The sequence below is a fragment of the Paenibacillus sp. EB106-04-04-XG159 genome (genome assembly GCF_058791835.1).
In genome coordinates, this window is record NZ_JBYTDY010000008.1 from 149610 (window position 1) to 167476 (window position 17867).

Sequence of the window (17867 nt, forward strand, 5' to 3'; positions counted from 1 at the left end):
GGAATTCGTGTCGTTATCGGACTTTCGTCCTGTAAATCTCTCAGCCTGCTCCGCTATACTTAGAGTATGAAAGGCGAGGGCATCAGCGCTGGAAAAGGTAAAATGTAAGCCCTATCATCTCTAGTACAACTCGGATCATCCCAAGCCATCACAATGATATCATTTACTCAACACGAAAAAGGGGTGCTGCTTCTTATGATCAAACATCCGCTATTTGTCATCATCGCCAGCGTCATCTGTCTTGTAGCTGGTCTCTATCTCGACTCATCTTACATTGAGATTTTCGCATCGGTCGTCGGTGTTATTAACGTCTGGCTAATCGCGCGGCAAAAGGTTATTAATTTCTTATTCGGAGCAATCGCTGTTATCTGCTTCATGTACATTTACTTCACGACCGGGCTATACGCCATGACGATTCTGGCTGTGCTGCAGCTGTGGTTTAATATCTACGGTTGGTACTTCTGGAACAAAACGAAAGGCGCAGATGACAATACGCCGATTACGCGCTTAACACCAAAGCTTGTATTGATCTGGTCGATTGTGATCCTTGCGGCTACTGCGGTATGGTCGATCGTGCAGATTCAATTCACGGATGCGAGCAGCCCGTATCTTGATGCATTCATCGCGGTCGTCGGACTTGTGGCACAGTACTTCTTGAGCAAGAAAATATTGGAAAACTGGCACATGTGGATACTCATGAACGTCATTATGGTTGTCGTGTACTTCATATCAGGTCTATACGTTATGATCCTGCTGACGCTCATTAACACCTTTATCTGCTTCGACGGTCTATTCGAATGGAAGCGCGATTACAATACTGCTAGAAATAACAAAACGATCACAGAATAAGGAGGAGATCCTATGAGTTTTCATATCGAAGCTGCACCAGGGGCCATTGCCGACACAGTACTCCTGCCGGGAGATCCGCGACGCGCGAAGTATATCGCGGAAACGTATCTTGAAGATGCGGTGTGTTATAATCAGATCCGCAACATCTGGGGATACACCGGAACTTACAAAGGCAAACGCATCTCTGTACAGGGTACCGGAATGGGAATGCCGTCCATGTCCATTTATGCGACAGAGCTGATTCAAGATTACGGAGCGAAGCACGTCATCCGTGTAGGCTCCAGCGGGTCGTTGCACCCGGACGTGAAGCAGATGGACATCGTACTCGCTATGGGGGCGTGCACGAACTCGAGCTTGTACTCGCATATTTTCCGTCAATATGCGTACGCGCCGCTCGCGGACTTCAACTTGCTCAAGACCGCATATGATCTTGGCGTTAAGCTAGACAAGCCTGTGCGTGCGGGACTGGTATGCACGGACGACCATTTCTACGACAGCGATGAAGAGATGCAGCATGTGCTGGCGAAGCATCAGGTGCTTGCACAGGATAACGAGACAGCCGCCTTATATACGGTTGCTGCGCGTTATAATGCGAAGGCGCTGTCCATTCTGACGGTGACCGATCAGATGCTGACGAACGAAACGATCACGCCGGAAGAACGTGAGACGACGTTGAACGATATGATTGAACTCGCGCTAGAAACAGCGCTGCTGTTATAAGATCGCGCTAGCTGATCGCGAGTGAATAGATTACACCTCATGAGGGGCTGCTGAAGATAGCAGTCTCTTTTTTTGCCCATTCGCTCAATCGCCCATTCGCATTGCAACGGACACAGAAGCCGCTATTTGTGAACTTTATGGGGTTTGTTGGAGTTTAGCGGACACAGAAGCCGTTATTTGCTGCAAAATGGGCGATATGCTGCTGATTTCGCCCAAATAGCGGAACCACGGTCCGCTAGATTGGAGAAACTGCGGTTTTGGAGGCAAATAGCGGATCGTGTGTCCGCTTCCGCCTGTAAAGTGGGAACTCACAACGCCGCACCTCGCTTCCTCCCCTCACTATTTTCTCACATAAAGTCCTCTACTATATTTCTTGTCTTCTAAATTATGGTATCATCTGCTTACGAGCTGAAGGGGGGACAGTATGCAGGATAATAGCGTTCACGATGAATTCTCGTCTAAACAAGCACAAGGAGTATCAAAGAAATCTGTTCGATGGGGGTTTCTATTGCTTGGTGCTATGGTTGCAGGTGCATTTATTATGGTCCTAACAGGAACGATTCCCGGGATTGCCGGAATAGGCGGATCAACAGAAACTAGCAAGAATCTACCTTCGATAAGCATCGTAATCAATAGTCTGGGCATGAGCTTTCCGTACGGTATGGATGAGAACAACAATCCGTATCTGAAATACATAGAGGAAAGTAGCGGAACCAATATTCAGGTTGCCATCCCTCCTCCAGAAGTATATAAGGAGAAGCTTGATGTCATTATGTCATCTGGCAAGCTCCCTGATATGCTTCATACCTATGAATCGGTATGGTTCGACAACTATGCGAAGCAAGGGGCGCTCATGCCGCTTGATGATTGGATCGATCGGTACGGTCCACATCTGAAGGAGAAGATTCCGGAGGAGGCGTGGGATCGCGTACGTTACGGTGGCAAAATATATGCGGTACCGAGTTTGAATGAGGTTAGCGGTATTGAGCTCATGTATGCGAGAAAGGATTGGCTCGATCGGCTGGGGTTGAAGCCCCCCGTTACGATTGAGGAGTACTATGAGGTCATAAAGGCCTTCACGCTGGACGATCCCGACGGCAATGGCTTGAACGATACGATCGGACTTACGATTACATCGGAGATGGGGCGCTCCGCGCCGTTCTTCGGCGCTTTCGGAACGCAACTGGAAAGCTGGTTTGAGCGAGATGGACAGCTGGTTAACGGCAGCATTATGCCGGAGACGAAGCAAGCCTTAGACTATCTGGCCCGTTTATATCAGGAGGGGCTGCTGGATCGCGAGTTCCCCTTGAATCTGCACAATAATCTGAATGAGAAGATTGAGAATGGAACGGTAGGGCTGTTCTCCGCCACCTGGTACGATACGCGCGGTCCGATCGCCGCGAATATGAAGAAGGATCCGAACGCGGAATGGATAGCGCTTGCATACCCGACTGGACCTAACGGGCAGAAGGGCGTTTACAATCAGGATATCATTCGCGGCTATAATGTGATTCCGGTTGAATCGAAGCACCCCGAGCAAGTCATTCGAATGCTGGACTTTATAGCTCAGGATTACAAGAACTTGAAGCTAGGCTTTGAACATGAGATCTGGTCCATGCAGGACGGTCGCATGGTGACAAACTTTGAGATGCATGACAAGCATTTATATAGAGGAATCTATCAATCTCTCGTTGATGTGCCCGACACGGAACTGTTTAAGCAGAGGCTTGATTCGCTCGGGGACTTCAACCTATACGACAATCTGCAGAAGATTAACAGCAATCTCTACACGAACCAATTCTACGGCGTCCCGACTCCTGCGATGAGCAAATACGACAAGCAGCTGCGGGATCTGGAGCACGATACGCTGATTCGAATCATTATGGGACTCGAGCCGCTCGATTCTTTTGACAGCTATGTCGAGGAGTGGAAGCTGAAGGGCGGGGGCAAGATCACGAAGGAAGTAAACGAATGGTACCGGAATCGAGCCAGCAGCGGATCGGCAGGTGTACCAAGTGAGTAATCTATTCTATTGGATGAAGGAACGGTATGCACGCAATATCCAGACCAAGCTCACCAGTTACTTCTTGCTCATATTGCTGCCGCTTGTGGTCGTCAGTTTATTTGCGATCGAGCGCTCTCGAGATATCTTGTATGAGCAGGCGGTTGAACGGACGGAGGTAGCGTTGTCTTCAGCCATGAACTACATTGATCTGGCATTGCAAAATGTGGAGGAGATCTCAACGCTGATCGCAGCCGATACGGGTATCCTGAAGCTGTTGGAAGGGAACAGCGCTGATCTGGGTCCGGAAACGATCGTCAACTTCTCGCTCATACTCGATCAGTTATCCAACATGAAGGCTGTAAACCGTTTCGTATCGCAGATCGCCATCTATCATCAGGCCTCCAACATGGTCATCTCAACTAATTTCGGAGGACGGAGATTAAAGTCGGAGCCGCTGCAGGAATGGATGGTCGAGACCGCCCGTGCAAATGGGACGGGGATCAGCTATATCCTGCCAGATGCGCTAGTTGCCAAAGATATAACATTCGGCAGCATGGTAGGCACCGATAGCGTGTCGCTGGTTCGTTCGATGGACTTATATAACACGGAGCGAGCATCGAATCTGCTCATCATTACCTTCAACAAGAGCAAGCTGCTGAACGTGATCCGCACGCTTCTGCCCTCCGAAACAGCAAGCATATCCTTATATAATGAAAAAGGAGAGCTTGTGGTCGGCACCGGCAGCATAGATGAGACAGCTGAACCGCCGCCTATATCGGATAAGGAGATGGAGGTTTCAGTCGACTCCCAGTACTCCACCTGGCGGCTGACGTTGATCCAGCCGAAGAAGGAACTGTACGTAGAGACCGATCTATTGCGAATGTTCACGTTTACGATTATCGTGATCAGCATTCTGTTGGCGATCGGGATCTCCTGGATCGTGTACAGCGGAATCGCCTCGCCGGTTCATAAGCTAACGCGCGGGATGAAGCGGCTCCGTAGCGGGCAACTGGACTTCCAACTGGAAAATAATCGAAGAGATGAGTTTGGGTATCTGCTCGAATCGTTTAATCAGATGGTGCTGCATCAGAAGCACTTGATCGAGGATCATTATGAGCAGCAGCTACGGTTAACGACGACCGAGCTGAAGTTTCTTCAGTCGCAGATCAATCCGCATTTTCTATACAACACATTGGACTCTATCTATTGGACCGCCAAAAACTATGAAGCGGAAGAAATCAGCGAAATGGTCATGAACCTGTCGAAGTTCTTCCGACTCAGCTTAAACAAAGGCAAGGAAGTGTTCACCATCGAAGAAAGCCTCGTTCATCTTCACTATTACATTCGCATCCAGCAGCTTCGCTTCTTAGACAGCTTTACGGTCGAATATCGAATAGCGGATGAAACGAAGCAGATCCCGATTCTTAAGCTGCTGCTGCAGCCCTTGGTCGAGAACGCAATTCTGCACGGCATGGAGGGCAGAACTTCCGACGGTCGTCTCATCATTTCCAGTTGGATTGAGCATGAGAACATGGTGTGCATCAGCGTGCAGGACAATGGGCAGGGATTGGAAGAAGACAGACTCCATTATATACAGGGCGAGCTGATGAAGATCGGCTCGCACAGCGTTCCATCTCTAACGCAGGATGAGGGGCATGTGAAGGATTTATTTGGGCTGCGCAACGTATTTATCCGAATGAAGCTGTATTACGGCAAGGAATCTCATATCGAGATCGACAGCTCGCTGGGCATAGGTACAACGGTAACCGTCAAGATTCCGCTGGATCGATGCCGCGAGAGCAATCCGCATGTAATAGATCAAGAAGTGACGGAAGGGGAACGGCAGCTATGAACCTGATGATTGTAGAAGATGAGCCGCGGCAGCGCAATGCGCTGGCTCATAACATTCCCTGGGACAAGCATGGAATCGAAGTTGTGGGGCTCGCATCGAACGGACTTGAAGCCTTGCGGCTGGTCGAGTGGAAGAAGCCGGATATTATGCTGATCGACGTGCAGATGCCGGATATGGACGGACTCACTTTGATTCGCAAGCTCAGTGAACAGAAGGACGTAAGGGCTTCCATGAAGATCGTCATTCTAAGCGGTCATGACAACTTTGCCTTTGCGCAGGAAGCGATGAAGCACGGAGTATCCAAGTACCTGCTTAAGCCGGCTGGAGAAGAGGAAGTGCTGGAAGCGATTCTGGATGCGAGACAGCAGCTTCGAGAAGAGCTCGACCAGTGGCAGTCCAAGGCGGCGCTTGAACAGAAGTGGAAGGAGCATCTGCCTCATTTGCAGCATAGCTTCTTCTACAATTGGGTGAACGATAAGTATACGATCTGGGAAGTATTGAAGAAGAGCAAGGACCTATTTATCGACCTGAAGGAAGACGATCAGTTCGGAATAACGGTCGTCGATCTTGATCCGATTCCGGATCACGAGACCCGATTCGGCGCCAATGATAGAGCCCTCTTGCAATTCACGATCCAATGCATCGCGAACGAGCTCTTAACTCCGCCTTCCTGCTGGGTATGTGCTGATTCGAAGAACGACCTGCTGCTTGTGTTCCAAGTACAGGAGGGGCAAGATCCGAATGACGCCATGCTCCATATCAATGCTTCCACTGTTAAGCTGCTCTCTCATATACGAGAGGTGCTGAAGCTAACGGCGAGCGCGGGAATCTGCGCAGCGGTCGGCGGCATCGAAGAGATCAGTCAGCTGTACTCGCAGGCGTGCAGCGCTCTGCAGGAGCGGATCCTATACGGGCATGATATCGCTATTCCTTATCGCAAAGAGCCCAAGCGAGGCAAGCAAGGACTGCTCACTCAGTCGCATATGGAGAAGACGCTGGAGATCGCTCTGGAGACTGCGGATGAGAGCAAGGCGCTGCAAGCATTATTTGAGATATGGGAGGAAGGCGCCAGCAGATCGGAATCGGCAGATGAAGTGCATGAAGCCGTTCTGTACTTGAGCAGCCTGTTCGTTCGTATCATTCAGAAGCAGGGGTGGAGGGTCAGCAGCGTCGTAGCGGATGACATCGTTTATTTTCAAAATGTGAAGCTGTTGAACTCGAAGGAGCAGACGCGGTCTTGGCTGACGCGAACGGTCAAGCACATTATCGGCTTCATGCAGAACCAACGAAGAACCGCCAGCAACCAGCTGGTAAAGGAGATTCTGACGATATTGGATCAGGAAATGGATCAAGAGATCACGCTCCATAACGTCGCGGATCGCTTGTATGTGAACTCCTCGTATCTGAGCCGATTGTTCAAGCAGGAGATGGGAGTTGCCTTCTCCGCCTATGTCCTTGAACGCAAGATGGAGCGGGCGAAGGAGATCCTTCAGGAAGGACTGAAGGTGTATGATGCGGCTCGGTTGGTCGGGTATCGCGATGTCAGCTATTTTACAAAAGTATTTCGAAAATATTGGGGAGTCAATCCCGGCGAAGTTAAACCTTAAAAGATAGAAGATGGGCCTGAATGTCGTCTGATTAGACGCGTTCAGGCTTTTTTGCGCTTGCTGCAGGATGATTGCCGCAAAGAGAACATCAAACTACCAAAAATAGTAATGAGTCTCTCCTACTCAGCAATAGGTGTTGATTTTACAATTAATTGTAACGGAAATGTAAATCATGCCTAGAGGGGGAAGCCTATGAGACCAATGCTCGATAAGCTGCCAGTGCCCAATACACGACGAAGTTATCTGGGTCGGCTATGGTCGGATATATGGAAAGAGTGGGAGCTATATGCGCTGCTCGTCCCGGGATTATTGTTTTTGCTGCTCTTTAAGTACACTCCGATGTACGGCATTATTATCGCGTTCAAGGATTTTAATATATTTACAGGCTTTGCTGACAGTCCATGGGTTGGGCTGAAGCACTTCGAGAGGCTGTTCACCTCCCCTGATTTCTCGGTAGTACTTATGAATACGATCATTATCAGCTTGCTGAAGATATGCATTCTGTTTCCGCTACCGATCGTTATCGCGATCATGCTGAATGAGATGAAGAATATGATCTTCAAACGGTCGATCCAGACGATCATCTATCTTCCGCACTTTCTGTCATGGGTTATTGTCAGCGGACTGTTCATAGACCTCCTGTCTACTAACGGCGGTCTCGTGAACAAGCTGCTCATCTCGTTGAATATGGAGCCGATCGCGTTCTTTCTCGACAACAGTGTGTTCCGCAGCGTCCTCGTGACTTCTGCGGGTTGGAAAGAGACAGGCTGGAGCACCATCGTATACTTGGCCGCCTTCACGACGATCGATCCGCAGCTGTATGAAGCCGCTAAGATCGACGGCGCGGGCAAGATGAAGCAGCTGTTACATGTGACGCTGCCTGGTATCGCGCCGATTATCGTCCTGATGTTCATATTAAGGCTCGGCAGCATTATGGAGGCCGGCACTGAACAGATTCTGGTCATGTATAATCCCGTTGTGTATAAGACATCCGACGTTATCGGCTCCTATGTCTATCGAATGGGGTTAGGCAATCAAGACTACAGCTTTACTACAGCGGTGGGGCTCTTTGAATCTGTCATATCGTTCGCGCTTATTATTACGGGCAATGCGTTAAGCCGCAAGTATCTGCAGCGGGGAATCTGGTGATGAAAGGGGAGCAGACAATGGCGGAACAACATGCTATTAGCAGCAATCGATCAGATCGCTCAAAGCGAGGTATCAAGACTTCATTTGGCGAGAAATGCTTTGCAGTAATTAACTATGTGTTTTTTACGCTGATGGGAATTACCACCTTGCTGCCCTTCGTCAATCTCATCGCTAAGTCCTTCAGCAGTGAGGAGGCGGTTATCTCTGGGAGTGTTGGTTTGCTGCCCGTAGGATTCCAATGGGGGACTTACGAGTACGTGCTGCAGAATTCGATGTTCTTGAACTCATTCAAGACATCGGTGCTGTTAACGGTCGTCGGTACGTCGCTAAGCTTGTTTATGACGACAATCTCGGCTTATCCTTTGTCGAAGATCAGGCTTTGCGGGAGGAAATGGCTGCTGCTTATCTTCATGTTCACGATGGTGTTCAGCGGCGGTTTGATTCCTACCTATCTGCTTATGCACAATTTGAATCTCATCAATACGTTACCGGTACTGTTCCTGCCCGCGATGGTCAATGTATTCAACATGCTGATCATCAAGAATTACTTTGAAGGCTTGCCGGATGCGCTTGAGGAATCTGCGAAGCTGGATGGCGCGGGGAACATCCGGATATTGATCTATATCGTACTACCGCTTTCACTGCCGGTGCTCGCTACGATCGCATTATTCTTCGCGGTGGCGTTTTGGAACGACTATTTTGCCGCGATGATCTATATTACCTCTCCTGAATTGAAGCCGCTACAGTTGTACTTAAAGGAGCTATTCGTGTCTTCCAGCGGGGAATTCCTGAAGGACAATGTGGATGCAGCACTGAATGTTACACCGCAATCCATACAGGCATCCTCTATTCTGCTCGCTACCATTCCAATCCTGCTGGTATACCCGTTTCTGCAAAAGTATTTTGTAAAGGGTGTGCTGGTTGGGTCGGTTAAAGGTTAATTCTGTTCGCGCAAAGGATGGTGATGCTGCCGACTAAGGCCAATGTGAATGTGTATGTGCAGGTATAGAAGACTATCATTCCAAGGAGGTCAGATCATGAAGAAGAAATATGCATGGATTTCCGCTATTCTCGTATTTACCTTAGCTGTCTCTGGCTGCGGCGGTTCGACACAAGGCTCGGGAGGCGGCGGCTCCGGTAAGGGCGGAGATTCCAAGTCAGAGCTCACGATGCTCATGCAGTATAGCTTGTTTGATCCAAACACAGAATTTCCGGGGAAATATATAAGCGAGAAGACCGGGTACCAAGTTAAATATGAGATGCTACCAGCGGAAAATCCGGATGAGAAGCTGAACCTGCTCGTAGCGAATAAAGAGAAAATTGACATTATGAAGCTGAATGCCGCGCAATTCTACAGTCTCGCGACAGCGGGGGCTCTGGAGCCTTTGGATGATCTGCTTGCGGCAAACGGCAACTATATTAATCAAGCGATTAAACCGGAATCCTGGGGAAGTGCGACTATTAACGGTAAGAAGTATGGGATTCCTGAAACGGGAGCAGGCGTTAGCATCGGTGAAGAGCTGGTTGTGCGACAAGACTGGATGGACGAGCTGGGCTTGCAGCTACCGACGAATACGGATGAGCTGTATAACGTGCTGAAGACGATCAAAGAGAAGAAAAATGTGATCCCTCTTACGGGCGGTAAGGAGGCCCTGTACGGTGATATTGCGACAACGTTCGGCGTCTTAACGGAATGGAAAGAGGTAGACGGTAAACTCGTGCATAAGGCTGAGCTGCCGGAAATGAAAGAATATCTCGCATACATGAATAAGCTGTATAGCGAGGGATTGCTCGATTCGGAAATGCCGATCAACACCGGCGCTAAGGCGATTGAGAAGTTTACAAGCGGCAACGCGGCTATGTTTAAGCTCGCTTGGTGGAGTTCAGGGAGCGCGATCGCTGCGCTGAACAAGAACTTCCCGGATAATAAGGTAACAATCATACCTTATCTGAAGAACAAAGAAGGGAAAGCGACTGTAGGCGCAGTTGCCAATACTTCTTGGTTCATCGCGATTCCGAAAGCCTCGAAGAATAAAGAAGAAGCGATGAAATTCTTGAACGCGAAGCTGGAGCCGGAAACGTTCAAGGGAATCGCGATCGGGCAGGAAGGCGTTCATCATGAAGTGAAGGATGGCAAGTACTATCCGATTCTGCCTAAATTCAATGATGAGCTGAACAATGCGAGTGCCTTCATAACGGGCGTAGATGAGACGAATTATCCAATTTACTGGCAGGCGCGTGTTCGGAAGGATCCTATTCTGCAATCGTACTTTGAGAATTTTCAGAAGAACGCAGAGGGACTCGTTGTGGTCGATCCGATGTCATTAGCACCGCCGATTGAAGCAGTCTCAAAGAACACGCTGAAATTGACGAAGCTGCTTGAAGATAACATGCTGACGTTCGTTACCGGATCAGAGCCGCTCTCGAATTATGATAAATTCCTGGAGCAGTGGAGAGCGGAAGGCGGAGCCGATATGGTTAAGGCGGCTAATGAGTGGTACCAATCGACGAAGTAGGGAATTAGGCTGCCGTAGTAGTGATGTAGATAACATGGGCACAGCTGTTGGAGGGGACTCCGGCAGCTGTGCTTTGTTTGTTGAGCCGGAGGGATGCTAGATGGGTGGGTTTAGTGTAAATGATTGAATCTAAATGTACAGTATTGAACAAGAAAAAGTGTACATCTTTAAGTTAGCATTTATAGTTTTTCCCCGTTACAGCGAGCGAAACTTGCTGGTTAGGTGAGATAACGGGGAAAAACCGTGTTACAGAGACGAGGCTGTGTGCTGATAGGAAGGGCTGAGACGTCGAAAGCTAGTTTTGGGTCCGAGACGTCGATATTGACGTCTCGGGTGTGGAATCGAGCTCGTCAGGAGGGTTTAGAGGGCTGAGACGTCGAAAAAGTGCATCTCAGCCCGCAAACGAGCTGATTTTGGGTCTGAGACGTCGATATTCGACGTCTCGGGCAGTGAATCGAGCTCGTCGGTAGGGTTTAGAGGGCTGAGACGTCGAGAAAGTGCATCTCAGCCCCCGAACGAGCTGATTTTGGGTCCGAGACGTCGATATTCGACGTCTCGGGTATGGAATCGAGATCGTCAGGAGGGTTTAGAGGGCTGAGACGTCGAAAAAGTGCATCTCAGCCCGCGAACGAGCTGATTTTAGGTTTGAGACGTCGATTTTCGACGTCTCGGGTATGGAATCGAGCTTGTCAGGAGGGTTTAGGGGCCTGAGACGTCGAAAATGTGCACCTCAGCCCGCAAACGAGCTGATTTTGGGTCTGAGACGTCGATATTCGACGTCTCGGGTGGTAAATCGAGCTCGTCAGAAGGGTTTAGGGGTCTGAGACGTCGAGAAAGTGCATCTCAGCCCCCGAACGAGCTGATTTTGGGTCTGAGACGTCAATATTTGACGTCTCGGGAAGTAAATCGAGCTCGTCAGGAGAAAAATGGCGCCTATACGGAGTGAATCGAAGGCCATTTCAGCTCAAAGCCCTCTTGAACCAACCGCTTCTGGAAGCTGTCGAGCTCTGTCTCATTGTTGCGGACTGCAGTTGGATTAATCCCGTGATCCAAGCAATAGCTCGCGCAATAGCCTGCTGCCTCTCCGATGTTCCATTCCACAGGGTGAAGACGGTAGCAGCCGTTCGTAATATGTGTTACACCCAGATTCTTGCAAGCCGCAAGCACATTGGTAACTCGCTGCGGGATTAGGCTGCCGAGCGGAATCTGAAACGGAAGTGAAGAGATATCAATGTACGGCCGATTACATGTACTCGGATGCAGATCGATCCGGTAGCAGCCGATACCGACGGAATCGTGAAACTCCTCGGCTTGCCCGCTTGGTCGGCAGGCTGTTGCGACGTGCTGCTCAAGGACCGTGAACTCGGCTTGAATCCTTCTGGACTCTCGGATGTAAGGATACATCGCCAAGCCATCTTCGGTACCGACGACATCTGGACGCAATCGCAATCCTGGATATCCTTGCTTGTCATCCGATCGCGGCGCTTCCGTCTGCAGCCAGTACAGCAGCGAGAGCGACAGCTGCTTAGCCTGATGCAAGTGCAAAGCGCGCTCCTCCTCGCTTACATCTATGATCGAGCCCAGCCAGTAATCATTCTGCGGCCAATTCACCAGAGAGATGGAGCTGCGATAAGTTCCCTCTTGAAAATGCTGATGGTTCAGAATCTGCCTATAATGAAACAAGGAGAATCCAACGGTTGCCGTAAGCAGCTCATATTGGACTGGCTCCATCGTCGATGGTATAACGCCCTTCAGACTGAGCAGACGATCAGGCCAGAAATCCGGCTTATAGCTGCGCCAGAAATCATAAAGCTCCGGCTTGGCTATCGTATGATCCTCGCCTTCTAGATAATCTACCGCGAAGCAATAGGTGAAGCCCTGCATATCCATCGGCAGCGGATCCCCATCTACCGCGTGCGGCTCTCCGGTCTGCTTCATCGATTCTGCTCCCGTGACATATTCGATGCCAGCGAGAGGCAATAGATCTCCGCATTCCGTCGCGTCCAGATAGAACGGGGCGAGCAGAACAGTCCGTTCCTCTGTCGCAAGATCCCTTACGGTTACGGCGCTTACCTTATCGCCAGATGTCTCAGCATGATCAAGGACATGGCCATACAGAATACGCAATCGCCCACTATGTATGTAAGGGGCAAGCATCTGCTGCAAAACAGCGAGCGCAGCGCGAGGCTCGTGGCATAGCCGGCTGACGACACCGCTGCCGGGGTTCAAGTGCTGGATCGCTCTGGCTTCAGCCGTCATAGGGAAGTGCTGTCGGTAATAGCTGCGCACCCCTTCGCGAAATTGCCGATAGCTTCTCGTGCAGCCAAAGGATTCGATCCAACGATGCTCGTCAGGCGGCACGGCCTGACTAGTCAGCTGCCCGCCGATCCATGAGGTTTCCTCCGTCATGATCACGGTCTTGCCGGATCTTGCAGCCGCAAGAGCGGCGGCAGTACCGCCCGTTCCTCCGCCGATGATGACGATATCGGCTTGCATTTCTCGTCGATTCATACTGCAACTCTCCTTAATGAACGTATGATAAAGCTGAAATCGTTAAAGCATATGCACATCCTTAAAGATAAAATCATGCTGTCAGTCTCGTGGCAGTCATAGAATTCATGTATGAGCTACTTTCATTGTAGAAACTCCCTTAGGGGAATAGAAGGGTATAGGGATGACCATTTATGGTAATCTGATGCGTTCTTGCACCGAAGCGTCATCACAAGCCTTTACAAGTATGAAATGGATTCCATATAGTTGAGATAGCATCTATGATCGTAACCGGAACGTTAAATAGGAGAGGATGGATGAGATTGCAGCCGACTCATAGATTCACAGGTAAAGCAGATGTTTACTCCCAATACCGCCCAGGATACCCAATGGGATATATCGACTACTTGATCACATCGAATGGGCTGACTCCTGATCGTATCATTGCGGATATTGGCGCGGGAACGGGCATATTAACGCGGCAGCTGCTTGATAAAGGGTTGAAGGTCATAGCTGTTGAGCCCAATGACGACATGCGAGCGATTGCGGAGGAGGCGTTACATCGCTATCCGAACTTCAGCTCTGTCAAAGGAACTGCTGAACATTCAGGACTCGCCGATCACAGCGTCGATCTGGTCACAGCAGCGCAAGCGTTTCATTGGTTCGATCAGGAGCAATTCAAGGAGGAATGCAAGAGAATCTTAAAGCCAGATGCGCCTGTAGCCTTGGTGTGGAACAGCCGAGATTCCTCCAGTGAGCTGGTAATAGAGAATGCTAGAATCTGTAAGGCATATTGCCCTGCCTTCCAGGGCTTTAGCGGCGGAATAGAAGAGACGCCCGAGATATACGAGCGGTTCTTTAGAAATGGAGAATACGATTATCATATAGTGGAGCATCCGATAGCATTCGATAAAGACAGCTTTATCGGTCGCAATCTTTCCGCTTCTTATGCGCCCAAGTCCTCAGATGCACTGTACGAGCCGTTTGTTGAAGCAATCACCGCTTTATTTGACAGCTACTCTACTGAGAACCAATTAATTATGCGCAATCTGACTAGAAGCTACATAGGAAGAGTATAAGTGAATCCATACAAGTATTAGTATTTCTTTTGAATTACAAGATGGGTCACCTGGCTTGATGTGGAAGCTGCAACATCTAAAATACCTTCAGGATAGACTGGTTTATGCACGAGTTGGTCGATCGTACGCCAAGTCAGCTTTACTTCTAGGTGTTCATTATGTATGAGATCATCCTGGGTATCCTTCAGTTCAACAGAACACCAATGGATTAAGGTACACTGGTGCACTTCCTTCCCTTCATACTCAATAATATTCTCATTCACACAAGCAAGCTCACCGATCGTTGCCCGCAAGTCGAATTCTTCTATTAATTCTCTCTGAATCGCAGCGGCTGCTGTCTCACCGAATTCGACACTTCCACCTGGTAGACGATAGAAGCTTTCCTCTAAGTCGCACTGAACAAGAATTCTCGTTCTATCTTCATTTGTAATTAGTCCTTCTGCTCTCAATAAAGGCTTATTCACATAACCACTCCCCACATAGAATATAGAAGGCTGGTGTTCTAGCTAAGACGAACGCCGCCTTCTGCAAATACCTGCTGATACAGCGCAACGAATTCCCGATACATATCATAATCATGGAGACGCTTGAGCGCTTCGGTTAGTCCGCTGTAATACCATTTTTGAGCGTCCTTTCCTTGATTGAACCGATCCCACAGCGCATCACCAACGATGCTATAGTCTTCAGCAATAGAGCGCATGTTAGACAATTTATCAGCACAAGCAAGCACCAGCTCTCGGACAGAGGCTTCAGTTGAGAGATAATCGAGGGTATGCTGCTTCCGCTCATGCCATGTCTTGCTCTTATCCTCAGAAGCGCCTTCTACAAGCGAAGCGACGTCCTCGCCAAACTCTAGTGTTATATTTTCAATCGTAATCAGAGTATCTTCCACCGTATCATGCAGCAGTCCTGCACATATGACTTGAGTTTCAGCGCCAGCAGCAGTTAAGATCTGTGCCACCTCAAAGGGATGAACGATATAAGGGGTGGTTGTGCCTTTCCGAAACTGCCCAGCATGAGCAATGGCCGCAAATTGAATTGCTGTGTGAAGCATCATATTTGGCTGAAATGATGGATCTGTATTAGGGGATGATACCATATGAGACTCACATCCTTTTTTTAAAATGGCTGCTGGTTATCAAGTTCATTGTCCCATAAACAGGTCAATGAAAGGAAGAGCTAACGTCAGATAATGTCTCTTTATCTGCACACGTTAAACTTGTATACTGATGAAGTGAAAATACATATCTACTGGAGGGTTAGACATGAAAATGATGCCGTTAGAGCAAAGAGGAATTCATACCAATCGGCTTATACTAGGATGTATGCCGTTTGGCGGAGGGTGGAACAGCGACCCTATCACGCAAGAAGATGTATTGAAGGCGGAGAAAGCAGTTGATGCTGCTCTATCCATCGGAATCACCATGTTTGACCACGCCAATATATATACAAGAGGGAAGGCGGAGGAAGCATTCAGCCGCATCTTAAAGAGCAGACCTGGAATGCGGGATCAAGTGATCATTCAATCCAAATGCGGGATTAAGCTGGCTGAGGGCGACACACCAGGAATGTTCGACTTCTCTAAGGAAAGCATTCTAGCAACCGTAGATGGATCCTTGAAACGGCTCGGCGTAGATTACCTGGATACGCTGCTTCTGCATCGCCCAGATCCGTTGATGGAGCCTGAAGAGGTCGCTGAGGCGTTCGGTCATCTTAAAGCTTCGGGCAAAGTTCGTTACTTCGGCGTATCCAACATGAACGCGGCTCAGATCAGCTTCCTGCAGCAGGCGATTCCAGATCAGCTTGCTGTGAATCAGCTGGAGATGAGTCTGGCTCGCGTGGATTGGCTCGATCAGGGAATACATGTGAATCAGAAAGCGGGCACATCCGTGAACTTCGCTGAAGGATTGATGGAATACTGCCAGATGAATAAGATTCAGATTCAAGCGTGGGGTCCTCTGGCACAGGGGCTGTTCTCTGGAAGATCTGTTGAGAATGAGTCGAAGTCGGTGCAGGATACGGCGAAGCTGGTGAGCCAGTTGGCGGCGGAGAAGGAAACGACTCCAGAAGCTATCGTGCTTGGCTGGCTGATGAAGCATCCAGCGATGATCCAGCCTGTGATCGGCTCAGCGAATGCGGAGCGTATCCTGGCTTGTCAGGATGCGGAGCGTCAATCGAAGCTGATGACGAGAGAAGAATGGTATCGTCTATATATTGCTTCGCGTGGAGTACCGATGCCATAAGCGGAATCATGATGCGTTAAAGACAAAGGCGTTCAGAGCGGACTATGCTCTGAACGCCTTGTTCGTTTCTTCGCGCGAAGTTACATGCTGCTTATCGCGCTTGCGCCATCTGCCCAGAAACGCGAGCGTCTTGGCATCGATGAAACGATAGAATAGATGCGCAGCAACGAAGATAAGTACAAGCGAGATGATCGTAGTCAGCAGTACATTGACTCCATACGGAAGCGCGGGGTTCATTTTCAGAAACAGGTAACTAGAGAAGGAGCAGATGATCGTAAAATGAACGAGATATAAGGAAAAGGACACTTTACCTAGATAAGCGAAAGGCTTCAGGCTGAACAAGGTCTGCATGCGAGATGAATTCAATAAGGCGGTCAGGATCAAGAAGGAGCCGATGATGTGATAGAACACGAAGAGTGAGATGCTGCCTGCCCCCCATACGAGTACGGAATATACCGTCCCCTCAGGACTTACATAAGGAAATGACCCCAAATAAATGCCTATGATGACAAGCGCCGCATTCACCCAGCTATAACGAATATACCCGAGCCAATCCCTACCGCTGTTCTTCAAGTCACTTAGGAGCATCCCGAGAACAAAGCCTAAATAATAGGAATCTATGAAGAACCAAGCAAGTACCGCATATCCGATAAAGCGAACCCGTCGTGCTCCCAGAGCTATCAAGAAAATAAATATGATAAAGGAGCCGAACAGCTCGTAAGTCATGGTCCATAGCACGGGATTGTATTGCGAGCCATGCGTGAAGAAGGTGTTGAATAGCCCTTCCCGCACCATCGTCAGAATGCTTGGATCTGCTTGATACGGATCAGGCATCGATGCTCTCGTCAATCCGTTGATGTCATCATAGTATCCGAGACCGATAACCATAATCAGATAAGCGATGAGTACAGAGGCGAAGGCGGGAACGGCCAGCCGAACATATCTTTTGAGTGCTGAGAAGTAGACGATTGAGCGGTCTTTCGATTGAAAATAGCGATGGCTCAGCACGTATCCGCTTAATACGAAGAATAAGCACACCGCAAAGTTCCCGTTAAACAGCAGATTAATAGGCGTCTGCGCTGCGAATTGTTCAAAGCCGAAGTGGATAATCTCGCGGTTCCCTTCAAACACGTATGGTGCAAACACCTGAAAGAAGTGGGTTATGACGACGATGAAAGCCGCTGTCCCTCTCAATCCATCCAAATATATGATCTTCTTGTTCATAGCTTCATCACCCGCTCAGCAATAAGAATTAGAGATAAATCATAAATATGGTAAACAAGTAATAAATATACTTGGTATAGAATGTCATGTCAATCGATACAGCTTAGGCATATGTGGAGGGAATATCCTTCAT

14 protein-coding genes are annotated in these 17867 nt (G+C 49.0%); 10 read left to right on the top strand and 4 right to left on the bottom strand.

Annotated features, from left to right (window positions below):
- Positions 1-195: 195 nt before the first annotated feature.
- From pnuC to AC3WTP_RS11975, 8 genes are all read left to right on the top strand, one after another.
- Positions 196-849, top strand: a complete 654-nt coding sequence (gene pnuC / locus AC3WTP_RS11940; protein WP_492394833.1) for a nicotinamide riboside transporter PnuC — start codon at positions 196-198, stop codon at positions 847-849.
- A 12-nt stretch (positions 850-861) separates the two neighbouring features.
- Complete coding sequence (gene deoD / locus AC3WTP_RS11945; RefSeq protein ID WP_492394834.1) at positions 862-1569, top strand: purine-nucleoside phosphorylase; 708 nt, start codon at positions 862-864, stop codon at positions 1567-1569.
- A 424-nt stretch (positions 1570-1993) separates the two neighbouring features.
- Positions 1994-3592 (top strand): extracellular solute-binding protein, encoded by a 1599-nt coding sequence (locus AC3WTP_RS11950; protein WP_492394835.1) that lies wholly within the window; start codon positions 1994-1996, stop codon positions 3590-3592.
- On the top strand, positions 3585-5426 hold the full coding sequence (locus AC3WTP_RS11955) for a cache domain-containing sensor histidine kinase (protein WP_492394836.1): 1842 nt from the start codon (positions 3585-3587) through the stop codon (positions 5424-5426). The genes AC3WTP_RS11950 and AC3WTP_RS11955 overlap by 8 nt, the downstream gene beginning before the upstream one ends.
- Complete coding sequence (locus AC3WTP_RS11960; RefSeq protein ID WP_492394837.1) at positions 5423-7033, top strand: response regulator transcription factor; 1611 nt, start codon at positions 5423-5425, stop codon at positions 7031-7033. Before AC3WTP_RS11955 ends, AC3WTP_RS11960 begins: the two co-directional genes overlap by 4 nt.
- Before the next feature lie 192 nt (positions 7034-7225).
- Entirely contained in the window at positions 7226-8182 is a 957-nt protein-coding gene (locus tag AC3WTP_RS11965; RefSeq protein ID WP_492394838.1) for an ABC transporter permease, read from the top strand.
- 17 nt (positions 8183-8199) lie between these two features.
- Positions 8200-9123 carry a carbohydrate ABC transporter permease gene (locus tag AC3WTP_RS11970; RefSeq protein ID WP_492394839.1) on the top strand — a complete coding sequence of 308 codons (924 nt, stop codon included), beginning with the start codon at positions 8200-8202 and terminating at the stop codon, positions 9121-9123.
- Between the two features lie 96 nt (positions 9124-9219).
- Positions 9220-10698: an extracellular solute-binding protein gene (locus AC3WTP_RS11975; protein WP_492394840.1), complete on the top strand. Its 1479-nt coding sequence runs from the start codon at positions 9220-9222 to the stop codon at positions 10696-10698.
- A gap of 933 nt (positions 10699-11631) precedes the next feature.
- Here AC3WTP_RS11975 and AC3WTP_RS11980 read toward each other — a convergent pair.
- Positions 11632-13209: an FAD-dependent oxidoreductase gene (locus AC3WTP_RS11980; RefSeq protein ID WP_492394841.1), complete on the bottom strand. Its 1578-nt coding sequence runs from the start codon at positions 13207-13209 to the stop codon at positions 11632-11634.
- A gap of 302 nt (positions 13210-13511) precedes the next feature.
- Here AC3WTP_RS11980 and AC3WTP_RS11985 point away from each other — a divergent pair, with 302 nt between their 5' ends.
- Positions 13512-14267, top strand: a complete 756-nt coding sequence (locus AC3WTP_RS11985; RefSeq protein ID WP_492394925.1) for a class I SAM-dependent methyltransferase — start codon at positions 13512-13514, stop codon at positions 14265-14267.
- A gap of 17 nt (positions 14268-14284) precedes the next feature.
- On the opposite strand, the gene AC3WTP_RS11990 is transcribed toward AC3WTP_RS11985, so the two are convergent.
- Both AC3WTP_RS11990 and AC3WTP_RS11995 read right to left on the bottom strand, forming a co-directional pair.
- A complete protein-coding gene (locus tag AC3WTP_RS11990; RefSeq protein WP_492394842.1) occupies positions 14285-14731 on the bottom strand; it encodes an NUDIX domain-containing protein in 447 nt (148 codons plus the stop codon).
- Positions 14732-14769: 38 nt separating this feature from the next.
- Positions 14770-15366: an HD domain-containing protein gene (locus AC3WTP_RS11995; RefSeq protein WP_492394843.1), complete on the bottom strand. Its 597-nt coding sequence runs from the start codon at positions 15364-15366 to the stop codon at positions 14770-14772.
- Positions 15367-15532: 166 nt separating this feature from the next.
- On the opposite strand from AC3WTP_RS11995, the gene AC3WTP_RS12000 reads away from it, so the two are divergent.
- A complete protein-coding gene (locus AC3WTP_RS12000; RefSeq protein ID WP_492394844.1) occupies positions 15533-16510 on the top strand; it encodes an aldo/keto reductase in 978 nt (325 codons plus the stop codon).
- Positions 16511-16552: 42 nt separating this feature from the next.
- Here the strand turns inward: AC3WTP_RS12000 and AC3WTP_RS12005 are convergent, their stop codons facing one another.
- Entirely contained in the window at positions 16553-17734 is a 1182-nt protein-coding gene (locus AC3WTP_RS12005; RefSeq protein WP_492394845.1) for an acyltransferase family protein, read from the bottom strand.
- Positions 17735-17867: the final 133 nt, after the last annotated feature.

Bases quoted from the DNA above. Each gene is read 5' to 3' on its own strand.
- deoD (WP_492394834.1), top strand. From the start codon at position 862: ATGAGTTTTCATATCGAAGCTGCACCAGGGGCCATTGCCGACACAGTA.
- AC3WTP_RS11975 (WP_492394840.1), top strand. From the start codon at position 9,220: ATGAAGAAGAAATATGCATGGATTTCCGCTATTCTCGTATTTACCTTA.
- pnuC (WP_492394833.1), top strand. From the start codon at position 196: ATGATCAAACATCCGCTATTTGTCATCATCGCCAGCGTCATCTGTCTT.
- AC3WTP_RS11980 (WP_492394841.1), bottom strand. From the start codon at position 13,209: ATGAATCGACGAGAAATGCAAGCCGATATCGTCATCATCGGCGGAGGA.
- AC3WTP_RS11970 (WP_492394839.1), top strand. From the start codon at position 8,200: ATGGCGGAACAACATGCTATTAGCAGCAATCGATCAGATCGCTCAAAG.
- AC3WTP_RS11965 (WP_492394838.1), top strand. From the start codon at position 7,226: ATGAGACCAATGCTCGATAAGCTGCCAGTGCCCAATACACGACGAAGT.
- AC3WTP_RS12000 (WP_492394844.1), top strand. From the start codon at position 15,533: ATGAAAATGATGCCGTTAGAGCAAAGAGGAATTCATACCAATCGGCTT.
- AC3WTP_RS11995 (WP_492394843.1), bottom strand. From the start codon at position 15,366: ATGGTATCATCCCCTAATACAGATCCATCATTTCAGCCAAATATGATG.
- AC3WTP_RS12005 (WP_492394845.1), bottom strand. From the start codon at position 17,734: ATGAACAAGAAGATCATATATTTGGATGGATTGAGAGGGACAGCGGCT.
- AC3WTP_RS11960 (WP_492394837.1), top strand. From the start codon at position 5,423: ATGAACCTGATGATTGTAGAAGATGAGCCGCGGCAGCGCAATGCGCTG.
- AC3WTP_RS11950 (WP_492394835.1), top strand. From the start codon at position 1,994: ATGCAGGATAATAGCGTTCACGATGAATTCTCGTCTAAACAAGCACAA.